General features: G+C 41.2%; 24 protein-coding genes. 23 read left to right on the top strand and 1 reads right to left on the bottom strand.

The window, feature by feature from the left end:
• Positions 1–5 precede the first annotated feature (5 nt).
• From A361_RS21420 to A361_RS21340, 20 genes are all read left to right on the top strand, one after another.
• Positions 6–2,432 carry an ATP-dependent RecD-like DNA helicase gene (locus A361_RS21420; protein WP_019382897.1) on the top strand — a complete coding sequence of 809 codons (2,427 nt, stop codon included), beginning with the start codon at positions 6–8 and terminating at the stop codon, positions 2,430–2,432.
• Between the two features lie 63 nt (positions 2,433–2,495).
• Positions 2,496–2,657 carry a hypothetical protein gene (locus A361_RS30620; protein ID WP_019382896.1) on the top strand — a complete coding sequence of 54 codons (162 nt, stop codon included), beginning with the start codon at positions 2,496–2,498 and terminating at the stop codon, positions 2,655–2,657.
• Between the two features lie 37 nt (positions 2,658–2,694).
• On the top strand, positions 2,695–2,847 hold the full coding sequence (locus tag A361_RS30615) for a hypothetical protein (RefSeq protein WP_009333066.1): 153 nt from the start codon (positions 2,695–2,697) through the stop codon (positions 2,845–2,847).
• A gap of 101 nt (positions 2,848–2,948) precedes the next feature.
• Positions 2,949–3,419 carry a PRC-barrel domain-containing protein gene (locus A361_RS21415; protein WP_009333065.1) on the top strand — a complete coding sequence of 157 codons (471 nt, stop codon included), beginning with the start codon at positions 2,949–2,951 and terminating at the stop codon, positions 3,417–3,419.
• 15 nt (positions 3,420–3,434) lie between these two features.
• Positions 3,435–3,626 carry a hypothetical protein gene (locus A361_RS21410; RefSeq protein ID WP_009333064.1) on the top strand — a complete coding sequence of 64 codons (192 nt, stop codon included), beginning with the start codon at positions 3,435–3,437 and terminating at the stop codon, positions 3,624–3,626.
• A gap of 15 nt (positions 3,627–3,641) precedes the next feature.
• Positions 3,642–3,767 carry a YrzQ family protein gene (locus tag A361_RS29540; RefSeq protein WP_236887920.1) on the top strand — a complete coding sequence of 42 codons (126 nt, stop codon included), beginning with the start codon at positions 3,642–3,644 and terminating at the stop codon, positions 3,765–3,767.
• Between the two features lie 173 nt (positions 3,768–3,940).
• Positions 3,941–5,029, top strand: a complete 1,089-nt coding sequence (locus tag A361_RS21405) for an AI-2E family transporter (protein WP_019382894.1) — start codon at positions 3,941–3,943, stop codon at positions 5,027–5,029.
• 383 nt (positions 5,030–5,412) lie between these two features.
• Positions 5,413–8,046: an alanine--tRNA ligase gene (gene alaS / locus A361_RS21400; protein WP_019382893.1), complete on the top strand. Its 2,634-nt coding sequence runs from the start codon at positions 5,413–5,415 to the stop codon at positions 8,044–8,046.
• Between the two features lie 42 nt (positions 8,047–8,088).
• Positions 8,089–8,292 carry a hypothetical protein gene (locus tag A361_RS30310; RefSeq protein WP_019382892.1) on the top strand — a complete coding sequence of 68 codons (204 nt, stop codon included), beginning with the start codon at positions 8,089–8,091 and terminating at the stop codon, positions 8,290–8,292.
• The gene (locus A361_RS21390) at positions 8,289–8,555 is read left to right on the top strand and encodes an IreB family regulatory phosphoprotein (RefSeq protein WP_009333061.1); all 267 of its coding nucleotides are present in this window, start codon (positions 8,289–8,291) and stop codon (positions 8,553–8,555) included. The genes A361_RS30310 and A361_RS21390 overlap by 4 nt, the downstream gene beginning before the upstream one ends.
• A gap of 2 nt (positions 8,556–8,557) precedes the next feature.
• On the top strand, positions 8,558–8,974 hold the full coding sequence (ruvX, locus tag A361_RS21385) for a Holliday junction resolvase RuvX (RefSeq protein WP_026041800.1): 417 nt from the start codon (positions 8,558–8,560) through the stop codon (positions 8,972–8,974).
• 14 nt (positions 8,975–8,988) lie between these two features.
• Positions 8,989–9,273, top strand: coding sequence for a DUF1292 domain-containing protein (locus tag A361_RS21380; protein WP_009333059.1), 285 nt, complete (start codon positions 8,989–8,991; stop codon positions 9,271–9,273).
• 298 nt (positions 9,274–9,571) lie between these two features.
• A complete protein-coding gene (mltG, locus tag A361_RS21375; protein ID WP_019382891.1) occupies positions 9,572–10,705 on the top strand; it encodes an endolytic transglycosylase MltG in 1,134 nt (377 codons plus the stop codon).
• Positions 10,706–11,242: 537 nt separating this feature from the next.
• A complete protein-coding gene (locus A361_RS21370; protein WP_009333057.1) occupies positions 11,243–11,878 on the top strand; it encodes an O-methyltransferase in 636 nt (211 codons plus the stop codon).
• A gap of 5 nt (positions 11,879–11,883) precedes the next feature.
• Positions 11,884–12,813, top strand: coding sequence for a peptidase U32 family protein (locus A361_RS21365; protein WP_019382889.1), 930 nt, complete (start codon positions 11,884–11,886; stop codon positions 12,811–12,813).
• Positions 12,814–12,848: 35 nt separating this feature from the next.
• On the top strand, positions 12,849–14,117 hold the full coding sequence (locus tag A361_RS21360) for a peptidase U32 family protein (RefSeq protein ID WP_009333055.1): 1,269 nt from the start codon (positions 12,849–12,851) through the stop codon (positions 14,115–14,117).
• A 3-nt stretch (positions 14,118–14,120) separates the two neighbouring features.
• Positions 14,121–14,756: a uridine kinase gene (gene udk, locus A361_RS21355; protein WP_009333054.1), complete on the top strand. Its 636-nt coding sequence runs from the start codon at positions 14,121–14,123 to the stop codon at positions 14,754–14,756.
• Between the two features lie 229 nt (positions 14,757–14,985).
• Complete coding sequence (greA, locus tag A361_RS21350) at positions 14,986–15,462, top strand: transcription elongation factor GreA (RefSeq protein ID WP_009333053.1); 477 nt, start codon at positions 14,986–14,988, stop codon at positions 15,460–15,462.
• Positions 15,463–15,518: 56 nt separating this feature from the next.
• Positions 15,519–17,312, top strand: a complete 1,794-nt coding sequence (locus A361_RS21345; protein WP_019382888.1) for a peptidoglycan D,D-transpeptidase FtsI family protein — start codon at positions 15,519–15,521, stop codon at positions 17,310–17,312.
• Between the two features lie 364 nt (positions 17,313–17,676).
• Entirely contained in the window at positions 17,677–18,345 is a 669-nt protein-coding gene (locus A361_RS21340) for a YrrS family protein (RefSeq protein ID WP_019382887.1), read from the top strand.
• Positions 18,346–18,373: 28 nt separating this feature from the next.
• Here A361_RS21340 and A361_RS21335 read toward each other — a convergent pair whose 3' ends face one another.
• Positions 18,374–18,580 (bottom strand): YrzA family protein, encoded by a 207-nt coding sequence (locus tag A361_RS21335; RefSeq protein WP_009333050.1) that lies wholly within the window; start codon positions 18,578–18,580, stop codon positions 18,374–18,376.
• Positions 18,581–18,803: 223 nt separating this feature from the next.
• On the opposite strand from A361_RS21335, the gene mtnN reads away from it, so the two are divergent.
• The 3 genes from mtnN to A361_RS29535 all read left to right on the top strand — a co-directional run bounded on the left by mtnN (position 18,804) and on the right by A361_RS29535 (position 20,509).
• Positions 18,804–19,502: a 5'-methylthioadenosine/S-adenosylhomocysteine nucleosidase gene (mtnN, locus tag A361_RS21330; protein ID WP_009333049.1), complete on the top strand. Its 699-nt coding sequence runs from the start codon at positions 18,804–18,806 to the stop codon at positions 19,500–19,502.
• A 231-nt stretch (positions 19,503–19,733) separates the two neighbouring features.
• The gene (locus A361_RS21325; RefSeq protein ID WP_009333048.1) at positions 19,734–19,994 is read left to right on the top strand and encodes a YrhC family protein; all 261 of its coding nucleotides are present in this window, start codon (positions 19,734–19,736) and stop codon (positions 19,992–19,994) included.
• A gap of 374 nt (positions 19,995–20,368) precedes the next feature.
• Positions 20,369–20,509 (top strand): YrzI family small protein, encoded by a 141-nt coding sequence (locus A361_RS29535; protein ID WP_019382886.1) that lies wholly within the window; start codon positions 20,369–20,371, stop codon positions 20,507–20,509.
• Positions 20,510–20,943 lie beyond the last annotated feature (434 nt).

The following is a 20,943-nucleotide window of genomic DNA, read 5'->3' as shown; positions in this document are numbered from 1 at the left end:
AGGAAATGGAGAAACAGGATTCCATGGATCTTTTTGCCGAACAGGGAAAGTTCATAAAAGGCAGACATCTTGTCACAATCTTTCATAATGAGCAAAACTTATATACGGTTGTGCGAATCCGGGTTGATGAAACGAATGACTCTTATGATGAAAAAGAAGCGGTCATTACAGGTTATCTGCCAAAGATGCATGAGCAGGAAACGTATATTTTCTACGGTGAATTCAAGGATCACCCTAAGTTCGGTGTCCAATTCCACGCAAGCCATTACCGGAAAGATCTTCCCCAGACCAAACAAGGTGTAGCCAATTATTTATCAAGCGAATTATTTAAAGGGATTGGAAAGAAAACCGCCGAGCAAATCGTTGAAACACTTGGCGAAGATGCGATTACACGCATTCTGAATCAGCCGTCTCTTCTCGATAAGGTTCCAAAACTGTCACCTGAAAAAGCAAAATTGCTTTACGACACGCTTATGGAACATCAAGGCCTTGAGCAAGCCATGATTGCGCTAAATCAATATGGTTTTGGTCCGCAGCTTTCCATGAGAATTTATCAAGTATATAAAGAAATGACGATTGAAGTCCTCCAAAGCAATCCGTATAAGCTGGTTGAGGATATAGAAGGAGTCGGCTTTGGCCGTGCAGATGAACTGGGATATCAAATCGGCATATCAGGTAATCATCCTGATCGTATTAAAGCAGCCTGCCTCTACATACTTGAAATGGAAAGCATGCAGGCAGGCCATGTTTATACTGAAGCAAAACCTCTTCTGCAAAGTGTGAAGAAGCTTTTAGAAGAAAATAAGCGTGATAGCATTGAATACAGGGATATATCCAATGAACTGATTAAGCTTGAAGAGGAAGGGAAAATCATGGCTGAAGGCCAAAAAATATACCTTCCATCCCTTTACTTTTCTGAAAAGGGACTTGTAACCAATATTAAACGGATCCTTAAGCAAACACAATATGATGAACAGTTTCCGGAGTCGGAATTTCTTTTGGCCCTTGGCAATCTGGAGGAACGTCTGGGTGTTCAGTACGCCCCGACCCAAAAAGAAGCCATTCAAACAGCTCTTATGTCTCCTATGCTGATACTGACTGGCGGCCCTGGTACAGGAAAAACAACCGTTATTAAAGGAATTGTTGAGTTATATGCCGAACTGCATGGCTGCTCCCTGGAGCCAAAAGACTATAAAAAGGAAGAGCCTTTTCCCTTCCTGCTGGCTGCGCCTACAGGAAGGGCTGCAAAACGGATGGCCGAGTCAACAGGGCTGCCTGCGGTAACCATTCACCGCCTGCTTGGCTGGAATGGGACCGAAGGGTTTGACCGGCATGAAGAGAGTCCATTGGAAGGCAGGATTTTAATTGTAGATGAGACATCAATGGTTGATGTTTGGCTTGCTAATCAGCTTTTCAAGGCTCTCCCTGAAAATATGCAGGTGATCCTTGTGGGGGATGAAGATCAGCTGCCCTCAGTGGGGCCAGGCCAGGTTTTAAAAGATCTTTTGCGTTCAGAACGTATTCCTACCGTTCGTTTAACAGATATATACAGGCAGGCTGAAGGATCCTCAATCATTGAATTGGCTCATGAAATGAAAAAAGGCAAACTTCCGGCGAACATTTCTGCACAGCAGACAGATCGTTCCTTTATCAAATGCCAGCCGGGCCAAATTGCGGATGTTGTTGAAAAAGTTGTTCTGAATGCCAAGAAGAAAGGTTATTCTTCAAAAGATATTCAGGTGCTTGCCCCTATGTACCGCGGACCTGCAGGAATTGACAGGCTAAACGAAATATTGCAGGAAATACTAAATCCAAATCCTGATGGAACGAGAAAAGAGCTGTCCTTCGGTGATGTGAAATACAGAATCGGCGATAAAGTCCTTCAGCTTGTCAATCAGCCTGAGAATAATGTGTTTAATGGGGATATGGGTGAGATTGTTTCTATTTTTTACGCAAAGGAAAATACGGAAAAACAGGATATGATTGTCGTATCCTTCGATGGTGCAGAAGCTACTTATACAAGGCAGGATCTTAATCAGATCACACATGCCTACTGCTGTTCAGTCCATAAATCCCAGGGAAGTGAATTCCCTATCGTCATTTTGCCAATTGTTAAAAGCTATTACAGGATGCTTAGGAGAAATCTTCTTTATACCGCCATTACCCGCAGCAGACAGTTTTTGATACTGTGCGGTGAAGAAGATGCGTTGAAAATCGGTGTGGAACGTGCGGATGAACAGGCCCGACTGACAACTCTTTCAGAAAAGCTTAGAGATGCCATTCCATTAAATGGTGAAACAATACAGGAAGATACAGCAGAGTTATCCCTGCCTGAAACCTTAACCCTTGAAGAAAGGCTTCTCCAAGCCGATCCAATGATAGGAATGGGAAATATAACACCGTATGATTTTATGGAAAAAGAATATAGCTAAAAAGAACAGTCTTAATAACAGACTGTTCTTTTTGTATACCATCAGATTTCGAGGGGGGATTTCATGGGAAAGTGGAATGAAGAAGCTGCACCAAACAACAATATGGCTTCAGAAGAGCTGTCAGCCTCCAATCTAACCTCCAGCGCTGACCTGGTTAAAGGGGATACTAAGAAAGATTCAGCCAAAGGGGAAATAAATAATCCTGGCAATAGAAGCACTGTGTAGTCGTTTGATTATAAATTTATATATAGGAGCAGTGAACATGAATAATAAAAGCAGAACCTCTCTTCTCAATCTCCATGGTGTGAAACGGCGTAAAAAGCCGCAGCAGCCGGATTATGAATTTTCAGAGGAACTTTCGGATGGTGGAGAGCGTAATGAGCGCTTTAATAAGCCGAGATATACTGGCAAGTAAAAGGGAAAGAAAAAATGTTTTGGCTCCCATGGCAAAGGTTTTTCGTCATGTTTTTTAAGGGACAGTGAAAACTAAAAATGTTCGGGAAGGCGGGATTCTCTTTGCGGACATTTTCTTTATTAAAGGGTTTGCCGGTTTTTGAATTGAAAACCGGCAATAAAGCAGGCGATATTTGTGATTTATCCATCACAGGCACCGGTAAAGTACAGGGATTACTGCTGCGAAAGGGCGCTCTTCTGAAAAAGACATATATCATCAATATTGAGGACGTAACATCTTTTGGCTGGGATGGAGTAATGATTGAAGATTCCTCTGTTCTGCAAGCAATTCCAAAACATGAGGATTATACATGTGAGACCCATAACCGGTTAACAGGCAAAATGATTATGAGCCAGGAAGGTGAACGGCTGGGCTTACTTGAGGATGTATACTTCAGGGAAGAATTGGGCACGATTGTAGGGTACGAACTGTCGGATGGCTTCTTTTCAGATGTGCTGGAAGGAAAACGTGTCATAAAAACCGATGACCCGCCTGCAATAGGAAAAGACGCCATAATTGTAAATGTAAAATAGTGAGGTGTCTTTTCCGTGCTGAAATGTCCAAATTGCCAGAGCAAAGATATTGGAAAAATTGGAATTAACCAATATTACTGCTGGAATTGCTTTATAGAACTTTCCTTGGCCAAGGGGGTTATTAATACCCATCAGGTAGAGGAAGATGGTACACTTAGCTCCCTTGATGATTTATTTGAAGAAGATGAGCGCAGGTATCTTTCGTAATTTTGGACGAAAGAGGTGAGCAGATTGAACAAAATATTAACCTCTGCAATGATGCTTGGTGCAGGTATGGCGGCTTATAATTACGCCCAAAAAAATAATATGATATCAGGCCGAAAAATGAAACGCATGCAAAAAAAATAACGAAAGCTTTATTCTAAAAATGATTTTGGGGCTGGTTCTTAAAAAGGGCCAGCTTTTTTGTGTAATGGAATGGCTGATTTCCTCTCATGTACAAATGTCTTGCGCTTATCTTATTAAGCACATGTATAAATCCCCAGGAACCTATCACAATAAAAACAAGGAGGCGGGCCATATTGAATATTCAAATGAAATGGTACTACCGGCTTGGATTTCTGCTTCTCTTGTTTATTGTGATTTTAGTCTTCCTAAAGCTTCAGGCATTATGGATGCCTGTACTGGAAATCTTATTTGCGGTATTCATACCGTTTGTTATTGGAGCATTTATTACATATCTCCTTCACCCGATTGTGGAGAAATTGCATGAAACTGGCCTTCATAGGGGGCTTGCCGTTTTTATTATATATTTTTTATTTTTCGGAGGAATCAGCCTTGCTTTATATAAAGGGATTCCGGCTTTTATTCACCAATTGCGTGATCTTGCGGAAAATGCTCCTCAATTTGCCAATCAGTACCGGGGATGGATAAACCTTATTCAGAGTAAAACATCAACATGGCCTGATGGCCTGCAAACCAGGATAGATGATTTCATTGCAGCGGTGGAGAAACGGTTGAATAATCTTTTATCAAAGGTAATCACATTTTTTCTTAATGTATTGAATTATGCTGTGATTATCGCTGTTATTCCCTTCATTTCTTTTTATCTGCTTAAAGATTTTTCGATTATGAAAAAGGCTGCCTGGTATTTGACGCCAAGGAAATGGAGAAAGGAAGGCGTCTTATTCTTAAGAGATGTAGATAAGTCCCTGGGAAGCTATATTAGAGGACAGCTTTTGGTATGTGCGGCCATCGGGGCCATTTCTTCTCTGCTTTTCTGGATCTTTGATATGCGCTACCCTCTTTTGCTTGGCACTATTATAGGGGTCACTAATGTAATCCCTTATTTTGGCCCAATTATTGGAGCGGTACCGGCTGTAATCATTGCCTCTGCTTTATCGGTCAAGATGATCGTGATTACGATTGGCATCATTATTGTTCTTCAGTTTCTTGAGGGGAATATCCTATCACCCCTCATTGTTGGAAAAAGCCTTCATATGCATCCGCTTCTTATTATGCTGGCCTTGCTGGCTGGCGGGGAAGCAGCAGGGATATTGGGATTAATCATTGCAGTTCCAATTTTAGCTGTCATTAAAGTAAGCATCATACATGCGAAAAAACACTTTTCAAAAAATAAACAGCCAAAAATCACTGGAACATCATCATGATGTTGACAACAATAAAGATAAATCGCTATAATTCGTCTATAAAGCTATATTAAACATGTTGAAGGAATAAGTATGTTATAGGCCATCTGCGTGAAATGCTACTATTGCATTCACATAAGAGAGGGAGTTCCCAGGCTGAAAGAACTCCTAGATGAAGGATAACAGAAAGCTAATCCCGAGTGCAGCTAATCCCTGCCGTTTATCCGCGTTAAGGATCTGAGAGATGGGAGATTTCCTAATGAACTGGATAAAGGTCTGGTCATTGGTTCATAAACTTCCATAATCAGGGTGGTACCGCGAGCAAGCTCTCGTCCCTGTCCAGGGATGAGGGCTTTTTTTGTTGTTTTTAAAAGCTTTTACATAATTTTAGGAGGCTGGTTAGTATGAAACAATTATCAGGTGCAGAAATACGCCGAATGTTTTTAGACTTCTTCAAGGAGAAAGGACACGCTGTTGAACCCAGCGCTTCCCTAGTTCCGCACGAAGACCCTTCTCTGCTTTGGATTAATAGTGGTGTTGCCACTCTAAAAAAATATTTTGACGGCCGTGTCATCCCAGAGAATCCAAGGATTACAAATGCCCAAAAATCCATCCGCACCAACGATATCGAAAATGTAGGCAAAACAGCAAGGCACCATACATTTTTTGAAATGCTTGGCAATTTCTCAATTGGTGATTACTTTAAAGAAGAAGCCATCATTTGGGCCTGGGAGTTTTTGACTGATAAAAATTGGATTGGGTTTGAAGATGAAAAGCTATCTGTTACGATTCATCCCGAAGATGACGAAGCTTTTAAAATCTGGCGGGAAAAAGTGGGGGTTCCGGAAGAAAGAATTATCCGCCTCGAAGGAAACTTCTGGGATATTGGAGAAGGCCCAAGCGGCCCAAATACAGAAATTTTCTATGATCGCGGACCCGAATATGGAAATGACCCGGAAGATCCTGAACTATACCCAGGCGGTGAAAATGATCGCTATTTAGAAGTTTGGAACCTTGTGTTTTCTGAATTCAATCATAATCCGGATGGCACCTATACACCTCTTCCAAAGAAAAATATTGATACCGGTATGGGTCTTGAACGGATGGCATCTGTCGTACAAAATGTGCCTACAAACTTTGATACAGATTTATTTATGCCGATTATCCGAGGAACAGAAGAAATCTCGGGCAAGAAATATGGAGCTTCTAAAGAAACCGATGTTGCATTTAAAGTTATTGCTGATCATATCCGCACAGTAGCATTCGCAGTGGGGGATGGTGCACTGCCTTCCAATGAAGGACGGGGTTATGTTTTGAGAAGATTGCTTCGCCGTGCAGTCAGATATGCCAAGCAAATCAATATAAATGAGCCATTCATGTATGATTTGGTGCCGGTAGTAGGGGAAATAATGCATGACTTCTATCCGGAAGTAAAAGAAAAAACAGAATTTATTCAAAAAGTCATCAAAAATGAAGAAGAACGTTTCCATGAAACACTTCATGAAGGTCTGGCCATCCTGTCATCTGTAATTAAGAAAGAAAAGGAAAAAGGCAGTGTTACGATTCAGGGGGCAGATGTCTTCCGACTTTATGATACGTATGGATTCCCCGTAGAATTAACTGAGGAATATGCGGAAGAAGAAGGAATGAAAGTGGATCATGCCGGGTTTGAAAAGGAAATGGAAGGTCAGCGTGAGCGTGCACGTTCAGCGCGCCAGGATGTAGATTCCATGCAGGTCCAAGGCGGCGTATTAGGTGAGCTGAAAATTGAAAGCGAATTTGTTGGATATGATAAGCTTCAGACAGCAGCTAAAGTAGCAGCCATCGTAAAAGACGGGCAGCTAATTGATGAAGCCCATGCTGGTGAAGAAGTCCAGCTGATTCTGAATGAAACACCATTTTACGCAGAGAGCGGCGGACAGATTGCGGACCAGGGAACTCTTAAAGCAGAGGGTTTAAAGGTTTCCATTAAGGATGTTCAAAAAGCGCCAAATGGACAAAACCTTCATAGAGCTGTCATTGAAGAAGGGACGCTGAAGGCTGAAGCATCTGTATTGGCTTCGGTAGATGAGCAAATACGTTCTAAGGTAATCAAGAATCACACAGCAACTCACTTGCTTCATCAGGCTTTAAAAGATGTATTGGGAAGCCATGTCAACCAGGCTGGATCTCTGGTAGGCCCTGATCGCCTGCGCTTTGACTTCTCTCATTTCGGTCAAATTACCTCTGAAGAACAGGAGAAGATTGAGGCTATTGTCAACGAACAAATTTGGGAAAGCCTTGATGTTGATATCAATTTCAAAGATATTGACGAGGCAAAGGCAATGGGGGCTATGGCACTATTTGGAGAGAAATATGGAAAAATCGTCCGTGTTGTTCAGGTTGGAGATTATAGTCTTGAGCTTTGCGGCGGGTGCCATGTTCCGAACACTTCTTCGATCGGATTGTTTAAGATTCAATCGGAAAGCGGAATTGGGGCAGGAACTCGCAGAATTGAAGCTGTAACCGGCGAGGCTGCATACAAGCTGATGAACGACCAGATTCATGTTTTAAAAGAAGCTTCAGGCAAATTAAAAACCAATCCAAAAGATTTATCTTCAAGAATTGATGTGCTGCTTGGAGAAATGAAGCAGCTGCAGCGAGAAAACGAATCTTTAGCTGCGAAATTGGGCAATATTGAAGCAGGGAGCCTGGTATCAAAGGCAAAAGAAATCAACGGCATTACTGTTCTTGCTGAGAAGGTCCAGGCGTCAGACATGAATAACCTGCGCAATATGGCCGACGATTTAAAACAAAAGCTCGGATCTGCAGTTGTTGTATTAGGCAGTGTAAATGAGGGTAAAGTGAATATTATAGCTGGGGTAACAGATGACCTTATCAAAAAAGGTTTCCATGCGGGCAAAGCGGTCAAAGAAGTCGCTGCAAAATGCGGCGGCGGAGGAGGCGGCCGTCCGGACATGGCCCAGGCTGGCGGAAAAGACCCGGAAAAACTTGAAAGTGCTCTGCAATTTGTGGAAGAATGGGTTAAATCCGTTTGATATCCCTGAGAAGTAGTGTAAAATGAAGGTAACCAAGAGAAATTGTTCATCATCAGGAAGAAACAGCTTGTTCTTCACCATGTTTTCCTGTCACGAACAAGATCATTTATTGATCGCTCTGTATATTCAGGCGGCAGGCCAAACCGTTATGAAGAGCAGGACAAGCTGGCTGTTCACCGGATTTCAGTTCCGGCACATTTAAGCTATCCTCATCCTTCATACAGAAAAGCGAGGTGTAAGATATGAGCTCATTTGATAAAACAATGAGGTTCAATTTTCCTGAGGAACCAATCGAACAAGATGTGAATGAAGTTCTTTTTCAAGTTTATGGGGCCCTCCAGGAAAAAGGGTATAACCCTATTAACCAAATTGTCGGTTATCTGCTGTCCGGGGATCCAGCTTACATTCCCCGCCATAAGGATGCCCGCAATATCATCCGTAAACTTGAACGGGATGAGATCATCGAAGAATTGGTTAAATCATACTTAAAACAGCAGCGTGAGGGGTAAACATGCGGACTATGGGACTGGATGTCGGCTCTAAGACAGTCGGCGTCGCTCTAAGTGATGCGTTTGGATGGACAGCGCAGGGCTTGGAAACCATCAAAATCAGCGAGGAAGAAAAAGAGTTTGGTTTTGAAAGAATTAGTGAAATAATAAAAGAGCATGAAGTCAGTAAAATTGTTGTCGGCTTGCCTAAAAATATGAATGGAACCATTGGCCCCCGCGGAGAAGCAAGCCAGTTCTATGCTTCAGAGCTGGAAAAGCTATTTGGTCTTCCAGTCGTATTATGGGACGAACGTCTCTCTACAATGGCAGCTGAAAGAGTTTTGCTTGAAGCGGATGTCAGCCGCAAGAAACGGAAAAAGGTCATTGATAAAATGGCAGCCGTCATGATTTTACAAGGCTTTTTAAATAGCCAAATTTAATGAGGTGAACAGAAATGAACCATGGAGATAACAACATTACTGTAATTGACGAGGAAGGCAACGAGCAGCTTTGCGAAGTATTGTTCACGTTCGATTCCGAAGAATTCGGCAAATCATATGTCCTGTACTACCCAGTGGGGGCAGATGAAAATGATGATGAAGAAATTGAAATTCATGCATCGGCATTCAGCCCAAGCGAAGACAGCAAGGACGGCGAACTGCAGCCAATCGAAACAGAAGAGGAATGGGATTTAATTGAAGAAATGCTTAACACATTCCTTGATGAGCAGGAAGATTAATAAAACTGGCCCCCGGGCCAGTTTTTTTATTTTCTCTGGATTTCTGATATTAGTTCAGATGGACCATAATTAATAAAATCAGGAGTGAAAAATGTGGAAAAAATTGGCGAATCTTTTTGGTTTTTGTAATATCCTGCGACTTCCAAAAGAAAATATAGTATAATAAGCCGAGATGTATCAGGAATTATTCTTAGGCCTGTTGGCAAGCAAGCATACTGGTTAATTTACAGGATAACATCATGATTTAGCCTGTCTTTTGCAAAAGAAGCCAACGTCTTTGGAACGGAGGGGATATGTGATGTCGGCAGACGATAAAAAAGGGAAAAAAGAAATAATGCGCGAAAAAATGATTGAGCGCCAAGGGGAAGCGAAAGTAGTCCGGAAAATTGTAATGATTGTTGCAATCATATTATTAATCTCAGCTGCTGCAGTGATTGGCGGCGGATATTTTTATATTAATTCAGCTTTAAAGCCTGTTGATCCCGACAATGATAAGCCAAAGAAAGTAGAAATACCAATCGGTTCATCTGTTACAGGAATCGGCACTGTTCTTGAAGAAAATGGAATCATCAGGGATGCACGTGTATTTAAATATTATGTGAAATTTAAAAATGAAGCTGGATTCATGGCAGGAGAATATGAATTAAAGCCTTCCATGAATATGAAGGAAATCCTGGATAGCTTGAAAACAGGTAAAGTTATGGAAGAAATGGCTTTCAAGATCACCATTCCTGAGGGAAAACAGCTTGAGCAAATTGCAGGAATTATTGCCGAAAAGACTGATAAAAAACCTGAAGACGTTTTGAAGAAACTCAATGATAAAGCGTTTATTGAGTCGTTAATGGCAGAATATCCTAAATTGCTGACAAAGGAAATCCTTGCACAAAATATTAAGTATCCCCTTGAAGGATACTTATTTCCGGCAACCTATCCTTTTTACAAAGAAGATCCGACTATAGAGGAAATTGTCAAAGTTATGCTTGATAAAACGGCATCAGTTATTAATGAATATAGAGGTGACATGGAGCAGCGGGAATACACCCCGCACAAATTATTGACAATGGCATCGCTCATTGAGGAAGAAGCAACGGCGAAAGTAGACCGTGATCAGATTGCCAGTGTTTTCTACAATCGGATAGACACAGGAATGCCGCTTCAGACAGATCCAACTGTCCTGTATGCACATGGAGAGCATAAATCAAGGGTCCTATATAAAGACCTGGAGATCGACTCGCCATACAACACTTATAAGTATCCTGGACTGACGCCAGGACCAATTGCCAATGCCGGCGTTTCATCGATTGAAGCAGCATTGGTGCCTGCAGAGACAGATTACCTGTATTTCCTGGCTACCTCTACAGGAGAAGTGCTTTTCTCAAAAACTCTGGATGAGCATAATCAAAAGAAAGCACAGCATATAACAAATAATTGAACAGCAAAAAGGGGAATGTGCAGATATAGCATTCCCCTTTTAATTATGGTAAAATAGATCAGGTGTTTTATTACAGTGAAACTTCAATTAGTGGGGGCCTTATCCCCGCTAATTGTTAGTTGAGGCCCACAGGATGTGGGTCACAAAGACATTGCCACTGGACAAGGAAAGCTACGGCAGCGATACATCGCACGACCGAAAGCGCAGCTTTTGGAAGGACGTGGCGATCTTAGTCTTTGTTCTTCTTTCGTACCTTTACGGACAGTTTGACCTCACATATACTTCTTTGATTTTCATTCAGTCTTGGAGTGGGGTCTTATTGTCCGTTAGACTGCGATATAGCTTTGCAATAGCGTAAATCACGGACAAGCATGGATACAGGCTCACCTAAGCCGGAATGCCGCACAGCGCATTTTCACATCCTATCTGTGAACGCTATTTTTTCATGTCTAAATAGAAAAGCGGCTGAGACCTGTGAGTCCCTGGGAGCCGCAGCTTGACAATAAAATTCCGTCTGAACGAGGTGATGCCAGCTTGATGAACGATAAGCTGCATGCATATATAGAGGAAATAATACCTGAAAGACCCCAGTTACTGGACAAAATGGAGCAATTCGCCAGGGAACATAATGTACCGATCATGGAACTGGCAGGGATCGAGGCAATGCTTCAGCTTTTGCGCATCCAAAGGCCTAAAACGATTTTGGAAGTAGGCACAGCAATTGGCTATTCTGCTCTCAGAATGGCATTTGCAGTTCCTGAAGCGAAAATTGTAACAATTGAACGCGATGTTGAACGTTATCAGCTTGCCGAGCAATATATAGATGAAGCCCGGAAAAAGGAGCAAATCCTTATTATAAAGGGAGATGCTCTGGAAGTTGAGGAGGATGTCAAAAAACATGGACCCTATGATGCTATATTTATCGATGCAGCAAAGGGACAATATCAGCGTTTTTTTGAATTATATTCCCGCTATCTCTCTTCTGATGGCGTAATCATTACAGACAATGTTCTTTTTAAAGGTCTTGTTTGCGAACCTGATATAGAAAATAAACGTATCCGGAATCTGGTTAAAAAAATTGATGTTTTTAATAAATGGTTAATGAGTCATCCTGAATACCACACAGTTATTTTGCCTGTTGGGGATGGCGTGGCAATTAGTAAAAAGAGGTGATCATAATGAAAAAACCTGAACTCTTAGTAACACCCGCAAGAGTTGAAGATATCGAGCAGCTTGTGTCAGCTGGTGCAGATGCCTTTGTTGTAGGTGAACAGCGTTTTGGACTGAGGCTTGCAGGAGAATTTACAAGGGAAGATGTGCAAAAAACGGTGGAAATTGCCCACGAGCATGGGAAAAAAGTGTATGTAGCGATGAATGCTTTATTTCATAATGATAAAGTGCCTGAACTCGAGGGCTATATCAGTTTCTTAAAAGAAATAAATGCAGATGCTATCATCTTTGGGGATCCTGCTGTATTGATGGCAGCCCGCTCGGCTGCACCTGATATGAAACTTCATTGGAATACTGAAACTACTGCAACAAACTGGTATACATGCAATTACTGGGGCAGAAAAGGTGCTAAACGCGCAGTCCTGGCAAGAGAGATTAATATGGATGCCATCATTGAAATAAAAGAAAATGCTGAAGTGGAAATTGAAGTGCAGGTTCATGGCATGACTGCAATGTTCCAATCTAAGCGCTCCTTGCTTGGCAATTATTATGAATACCAGGGAAAAGCTCTGGAAGTTGAAAACCGTAAACAGGAAAGAAATATGTTCCTTCACGATAAGGAACGGGAAAACAAATACCCGATCTTTGAAGATGAAAATGGCACCCATATCATGAGCCCTAATGACATCTGCATTATTGATGAACTGCAGGAAATGATTGAAGCTGGCGTTGATTCATTTAAAATTGACGGGGTATTAAAAAGTCCTGAATATATTATCGAAGTCACTAAGCTCTACAGAAAAGCTATTGATCTATGTGTTGAAGACCCGGACCAATACGATGAAATAAAAGAGGATCTACTCGCTGAAATTGAAGAAATTCAGCCAGCAAACCGTAAGCTTGATACAGGATTCTTCTTTAAAGAAACCGTCTACTGATTTGACTAAATTAAAAAGAAAGAGGAGGAAGCTTTATGGCAGCGGTAAAAGAGAAAATTTCCGAAATTGTCAACGGCAAAAGGGTTATTGTAAAGAAGCCTGAATTGCTTGCTCCGGCAGGAAACCTTGAAAAGCTGAAGATTGCCGTCCACTATGGTGCAGACGCCGTGTTTATTGGCGGACAGGAATATGGCCTTCGTTCGAACGCAGGCAACTTCACTTTTGAAGAAATGAAAGAGGGCGTGGAATTCGCCAAAAAATACGGAGCTAAGATTTATGTTACAACCAATATTTTCGCGCATAACGAAAATATTGATGGTCTTGAGGAGTATTTGCTGGGTCTTAAAGAAGCAGGAGTAGCTGGAATCATTGTAGCAGATCCGCTTATCATTGAAACCTGCCGCCGTGTTGCACCTGAGATAGAAGTCCATTTAAGCACGCAGCAGTCCCTGTCTAACTGGAAAGCAGTGGAGTTCTGGAAAGAAGAAGGATTGGAGCGTGTCGTCCTTGCGCGTGAAACAAGTGCGGAGGAAATCAAAGAAATGAAGGAGAAGGTAGACATTGAAATTGAAACCTTCATCCACGGGGCTATGTGCATTGCTTACTCCGGACGCTGTACACTCAGCAATCATATGACAGCCCGTGATTCCAACAGAGGCGGCTGCTGTCAATCCTGCCGCTGGGATTATGATTTATACCAGCTTGAAGGCGAGAATGAAGTTCCTTTATACAGCGAAGGAGATGCTCCTTTTGCCATGAGTCCGAAAGATCTTAAGCTGATTGAATCAATTCCCCGTATGATTGAACTGGGAATCGACAGCTTAAAAATAGAAGGACGCATGAAATCCATTCATTACATTGCAACAGTAGTCAGCGTGTACCGTAAAGTGATTGATGCCTATTGTGCAGATCCAGATAACTTCAAGATTAAGCAGGAATGGCTTGTAGAGCTCGATAAATGTGCTAATCGCGAAACAGCTCCCGCTTTCTTTGAAGGGGTTCCTGGGTATAAAGAGCAAATGTTTGGAAATCATAGCAAAAAGACGAATATCGATTTCGTTGGGCTTGTACTGGAATACAATCCGGATACACAGGTTGTTACCCTTCAGCAGAGAAACAAATTTCAGCCTGGAGAAGAAGTGGAATTCTTTGGTCCGGAAATTGACAATTTTACACAAGTCATCGATAAAATATGGGATGAAAAAGGCAATGAGCTGGATGCAGCGCGCCATCCGCTTCAAATTGTTCAATTTAAGGTTGATAAGCCGGTATACCCTAACAACATGATGCGAAAGGAGCTCTAATCAATGAAACGCAAACCCGTTGTAATTGGGGTGGCCGGCGGTTCCGGCTCAGGAAAAACGAGCGTAACCAAAGCGATCTATGATCGTTTCAAAGGGCATTCAATCCTTATGATCGAACAGGACTATTATTATAAGGATCAGACTCATCTGCCTTTTGAAGAAAGATTGAAAACGAATTATGACCATCCGCTTGCATTTGATAACGACCTGCTAATTGAACATATTGAAAACCTGCTGAGATATGAACCGATTAACAAGCCTGTATATGATTATGCCATGCATACAAGGTCCGAAGAGGTAATTGAAGTCGAACCAAAGGATGTCATCATTTTAGAAGGCATTCTGATCCTTGAGGATGAGAGGCTCCGTAATCTGATGGACATGAAATTATATGTAGATACGGATGCCGACCTGCGTATTATCCGCCGCTTATTCAGGGATATAAAAGAACGGGGACGCACCATGGATTCAGTTATAGAACAATATGTAAATGTGGTACGGCCGATGCATAATCAATTTATAGAGCCGACCAAAAGATATGCTGACATCATTATTCCTGAAGGCGGGCATAATTATGTTGCCATCGATTTAATGGTCACAAAAATTCAAACAATTCTTGAACAAAAGTCATTTTTATGAAACAATAGCATTGAAAATGTTCAATAGGACTTATCCTTTTACCGAATGGCTATGTTGCTTGCGATCAGCATTTTAAAATTATCAGAGCCAGTGAACATAAAAAGATGATCTGCGCGCCCTTTAACAAAGGACGCGCTCCTGTTCATTTTCCTAAAAATATGATAAAAAGAAGTACATACATTATAGAACACATACTTTTAAAGATGTGTAATTCGAAGGAGTGAAGGTTTTGGCTACAGAAAAGGTTTTCCCAATGACACAAGCAGGTAAAGAAAAACTTGAGCAGGAACTTGAATATTTAAAATCGGTTAAACGCAAAGAAGTGGTTGAACGTATAAAAATCGCAAGAAGCTTCGGGGATCTTTCCGAGAACTCAGAATATGATTCAGCGAAAGAAGAGCAGGCATTTGTTGAAGGCAGGATTACCACTCTTGAAAATATGATCCGCAATGCAAAGATCATCCAAGAAGAAGAAATGGCCGGAGATATTGTGGGACTTGGCCGTTCCGTTACTTTCGTAGAGCTTCCAGATGGAGACGAAGAAACTTACACTATCGTGGGAAGTGCTGAGGCGGATCCATTTGAAGGGAAAATCTCAAATGATTCGCCAATTGCCAAAAGCCTGATTGGCCGTACAGTTGGAGATGAAGTGACTGTTCAGACTCCGGGTGGAGAAATGAACGTACGTATTGTTTCCATTAAATAAGAATAGCTGGTTTGAAATCAGAAAACCTCGTCAAGACTTTTGACGAGGTGTTTTTTATGTGGAGAAAAAGAGCAGTAGGCTGGCTAATCGTTAGTTTCATGGTCCTTGGTTTTCTTATGGGCAGACTGATACAGCTGCAGCTTGTTTCAACAGAGCATTTTACAGACAGAGAAATTAATTTATTGGAATCGAGTGTCCGCCAGCGTTCCCAGGAAATGATTATTGATGCAGGAAGAGGGAATTTCCTGGATCGCAGCGGAAACCCAATGACATTTGAAAATAAATCTGTTCTTATATTATTCCCCTTCCTTGCAAGAATGGAATGGGATATAAATAAGATATCTAAGATTACAGGTGCTTCGGAGTATTCCTTGCGACATTCAGTTGAGAATGCAAAGGAGCCTTTTGCTTTTGGAACCCCAGAGCCAATTCAGCTGTCATTCGAGCAGATGGAGGACATCAATGCATTGAAAATTCCGGGTGTCTTTGCTGTTGAGAAGAAATACAGCCGTTCCGAAAAACCTGCAGCCCAGCTTATTGGAATTACTGGACAAAATCAGAACGTTTTAAATGAAAGATATCCGAGCAAAGATCTGTCTTCTGACACAATGATCGGCATTACCGGCATGGAGAAAAGTTTTGATGAGTTTCTGCTTCCTGAAGGAGCATCAAAACTTGTTTATCATGTGGACGGGACAGGCGGCCCGCTGTTTGGGATTGATGTAAAATATGTTGAGCCGGCAAATCCCTTTTATCCGGTCAATATTAAAACAACCTTGGACTACGATTTGCAGATGATGACCGAAAAATTGGCTGATCAGCATGGGATTAAAAAAGGGGGAGTTGTCCTCCTTGATATAGAGACTAATTCAGTTTTGGCTATGGTGTCACGTCCATCCATTAACAAAGATAATCCTTTTGATGAAGAAAGCAGCGGAACAGTAAATCATATGATTAAACAGCAAATTATGGGATCAGTTTTTAAAACAGTGGTGGCAGCTGCGGCAATTGATCAAGGTCTGGACGATCCGAAAAGGCAATTTGACTGCAGCAGGAAAATAAACGGGGAGCCTGATCTTAAATACCAGCATGGGATGCTGAATTTTAATGATAGCTTTGCCAGAAGCTGCAATAATACATTTGCTTCCATTGCTAAGGAGCTAAAAGATATTAACCCGGATCTCCTTGAGGAGTATGCAGATAAACTTTCATTAATGGGTCCTGTGAGCTGGCAGGGGGATATTTATCATTTTAATGATTTCAAACAGCTTCAAGACGAAGAAAAAGGACGAGTGTTTCTGTCAGAAGATGCAAAAAAAGACAGTAATTTTGCAGGCTTGACAGGGATCGGACAGCATGAAGTGAGAGCCACTCCACTTGCTGTTGCCAACATGATGGCAACTATAGCAAGAGGAGGAGATAAAGAAATGGTCCGGGTTGCTTCTAAAATAGAATATAAAAACAGTACATCTCTTATAGAATTCAAGGAGCAGAAGCTGGAGGGAGATAAAATTGCCCCTTTTACCGCTATGAAGCTTCAAAGGCTGCTTAGGGAAGTAGTATTAAATGAAGAAGGGACCGGCCGCTGGTTTAAAGAACTTCCATACGAGGTTGCAGGCAAATCGGGCACTGCAGAAACAGGTATTATGGCAGATGGGCAACAGCTTCACAATAAATGGTTTGCGGGTTATTTTCCTTATAAAAACCCAAAATATGCCCTTGTAGCTGTAAACCTGGAAGTTACTGAAGACACAGGAGGAGTAAATCCGCTTTTTTCTGATATTGTGAAAGAAATCTATAACAATAATCATAATGAAGAAAATCCTCCATCTGGCTCTGCAGACTCTTAAACAAATATGGTATAGTGTAACTTTCCTCATGCTGCCGTCGTCCATATAACTGCTGGCAGTGCCTGAGTCCATAGGTTATTCCTTTTAAGATAACCTGTTTCCATGTTAGAATGTTGACAGCCACTGTTTAGGTTTTAATATTGATTCTATCAACGTATGTAGATTTTATGCATATGCACTGAGTTGATTGGAGCGGAGGGCGCTTTACTCCTGCGGGAAGCTCGCAGCACTCCCCGCGGGTTCGCTGCGGCCTGTAGCGGAAATTAACGGACTGATTTATAAGTAAAAATATATTATATTAGTGTATCAAACAGCACCTTTAGATATTTACTTGTAATCTTGACAGATCTGGGAGGAGAAAGCCTTGAAAGGGAATAGCAGAGAATCCCGTTTTGGAAAACGGGAAAAAAGAAAAAAAACCAATATCATTTTAAATAGTCTTATTGCATTTGTTATCGTCCTAATTATTGTTGTATCAGCCAAAATATTCCTCGGCGGAAATAATGACCAGGCAGTTCCTGCTGATGAACAGACAGCATCTGAATCGAAACAAAATGAGAGCAGCCAGGAAGACCAGGACAATGACATAGAGCAGGATAAGAGTAAAGACAAAGAGAAAGCAGATAAAGAATCTGATAAAGAAGAAAAAGAGGCTGAAGAGAATGAAGCTGAAGATGAGTCTGAGGAAGATAAAGAACAAGTCGTAACAGAAGGCGGAAGCGGGCCTGATGTTGAAAAAACGATTGAAAATCCAGCATGGAAACCAGTCGGCACATCTCAGTCCGGAGAACATACTGCTGTCTACGATCAAAATCATGTGGATTGGCAGGAAATGCTCAGTGCCATTTCATATGCTACAGGTATCGAACAGGGCAATATGACTGTTTGGTTCCTTGGCAATAATGGGCCAAACAGCTCTGTTGGGACAATTTCCACAAAAGATCAAAGCGAAAAGTACCGAGTATATATTGACTGGGTTGACGGAGAAGGCTGGAAGCCATCCAAAGTGGAAGTTTTAAATGCAATAAATTAATTAGGTAATAAGGACGCCAGCGGCGTCCTTATTTTTTTGCCTTAAAGTGCACCACTGCCGAGTAATACGTTCTCCCATTCTCATCGAGATGCATTTGATGGGAAACGTGATGGACGGTTAAAAGAATTGCTTTATTATGCTCAATTTGTGCATTTATCTTCTTTTCAAGATCTTTTAAAGCAAGAGCCTCAAAGAACTCAACCTTATCTTCTATCAAATCAAACTGAAAATTCATTGTGATTCCCCTTCCCTTCCATACTGTTTTCACTATTTATTTTATGGGGTGCATTTAAGTCTGGCAACTTTCAATTCTGGATAGGTGGCTGTATGGATAGATTATCGAATATGGCAAACATCCCGTCTATGATGGTAGAATAGACTTTGGATATTGCATATGGGCATTCTATTACTGATGAATGCAATCAAAAGCTTAGAAAAATGAGAAAGAGGTTTTATTTATGAAAATAGCTATTATTGGAGCAATGGAAGAGGAAGTAACATTACTTAGAGATAAAATAGAAGAAAAGAGCCAGGAAACGATCGCCGGGTGCGAGTATACAGCAGGGAAAATGAATGGCGCGGAAGTGGTGCTTCTCCGTTCAGGCATAGGCAAAGTAAACGCAGCCATGTCCACAGCTATTCTTTTGGAGAGATATAAGCCGGATTATGTAATTAATACCGGTTCTGCTGGAGGCTTTAATCCTGAACTGAATGTGGGAGATACGGTAATCTCCACGGAAGTTAGGCATCATGATGTAGACGTTACTGCTTTTGGCTACGAATATGGCCAGGTGCCCCAATTGCCGCCTGCTTTTGAAGCAGACAGCAATCTGGTGCAGATCGCTGAAGCGTGTGCAAAGGAAATCGGGGATATCCAGGTTGTCAGAGGGTTAATTGCAACAGGTGATTCCTTCATGAATGATCCTGCAAGAGTTGACTATATCCGTGATAAATTTACAGACTTGCAGGCAGTAGAAATGGAAGCAGCGGCGGTGGCACAGGTTGCCCATCAATTTCAGATTCCTTTTGTTGTCATTCGTGCACTTTCTGATATTGCTGGAAAAGAATCCGATGTTTCATTTGAGCAATTTTTGGAGAAGGCGGCACTTCATTCCGCTACGCTGGTAATGAAGATTGTCGATTCTCTAAAGCAATAATAAAGGATAACGGCGTTTTGGCGGCTTTTCATCATGGGAAGCCGTCTTTTCGTAATATCAGCACCTATATGTTTGCACTTCGATAACTGTCTAGCTTCAGGCGCCTTCTGCTTTTCTAATTTAGATGTTTTTCCCTCGCTTACAATATTTACATCACCTTCACAACTGCCATATATGTTAAAGTAGGATTATAGTCTTTTATAAGATCTATTCCATAGAAGGTGATAATAAATGAAAAATGAAGCAAAGCATTTATTTGAAAAAATGGTGGATTTCAAGCGTTTTGCAATTTCTATGCTTGCTGTCGGATCATTTTTTTACATTGGTTTGATTATCCCTGACACTGCAAACACAGTTTCTGATTTATATATAATGGCTGGATCTTCCTCAGCTTTCCTGTTTGGCTCAATCCTTTTCTTTATCCTTTCAAAACGTTGCCGAAGTAAATTGAATGAAACGGATGAAGGACAGGAATACCTAATGAGGAAATAAATAAAATGAACGTCCGGATTTCCGGGCGTTTTTTTTATTTAATAAAAAATTAATAAAAATAATCAAAAAAGGTTTACAAACCATATAACTGTGGATATAATTACCAATATAAGTGAAAATATTCTAAAAAGGAGGTCGAATGAAATGATGTTAAAAGCAATTGTATTAGAAGCACAGCTAAATAAATATTTTACAAATTCGACCTACATGGAATGGATCGCTTAGATTTGCTTAATTGACATTACATATCCATGCCGCAGGGAGAATTGTGCCCTGCGGTTTTTTATGCCTTATGGCCAGGCCGCTGGGAGTGTATCTCTTTGCGGCTTTTTTGTGCCTGCAGGCTGGATATGAATAAGGAGGTGGAATATCTAATGACACTAAATATATTATTTTTGACAGTCACAATAAAAAAACGTCAATTATCAGCAGAAGATGTTGTACGCGAACAATTGGCTAAAAAAATTATCGATCAAAACCGAGATCGTCAATTCTCTATTTACCGTCCATTTTAATTTAAGTATAAAAAATTAGGAAAGGTGGTTTGCTAAATGTTTTACATTTTACAAGGACGTCAGGCAATTTTCTGGGTGGAGAAAGATTCCACCTAACAAAGCTGTAACCGGTTAGGAGGTATGGTGCATGTCTTTGCATATTTTAATTTTAACCCTGAAATTCCGTAAAAAAAGGAACTGATCCACTTGATCCGGATTAACAGAATGTTCATATTCCTCTCCTTTTCTGAAGCAGAAACCATGTTACATTAAAGAAAATAAGGAATTTAATAGGGGTGTGAAAGATGTTTTGGATCGTAATGGGATTGGTTGTATGCGGCACTATCGGCTGCATCATATCGGCTGAGGTGAGCGTAGCCGAGTAACTTGGAATAAAAGAAAAAGGACTGACTTTGGGATTGAAAAGTCAGTCCTTTTTGTTTGGGAAAATCCAG

Source organism: Cytobacillus oceanisediminis 2691, assembly GCF_000294775.2.
GTDB lineage: Bacteria > Bacillota > Bacilli > Bacillales > Cytobacillaceae > Cytobacillus > Cytobacillus pseudoceanisediminis.
The sequence above is the reverse complement of the archived record's forward strand: the minus strand, read 5'-3'. Positions and strand labels throughout refer to the sequence as shown.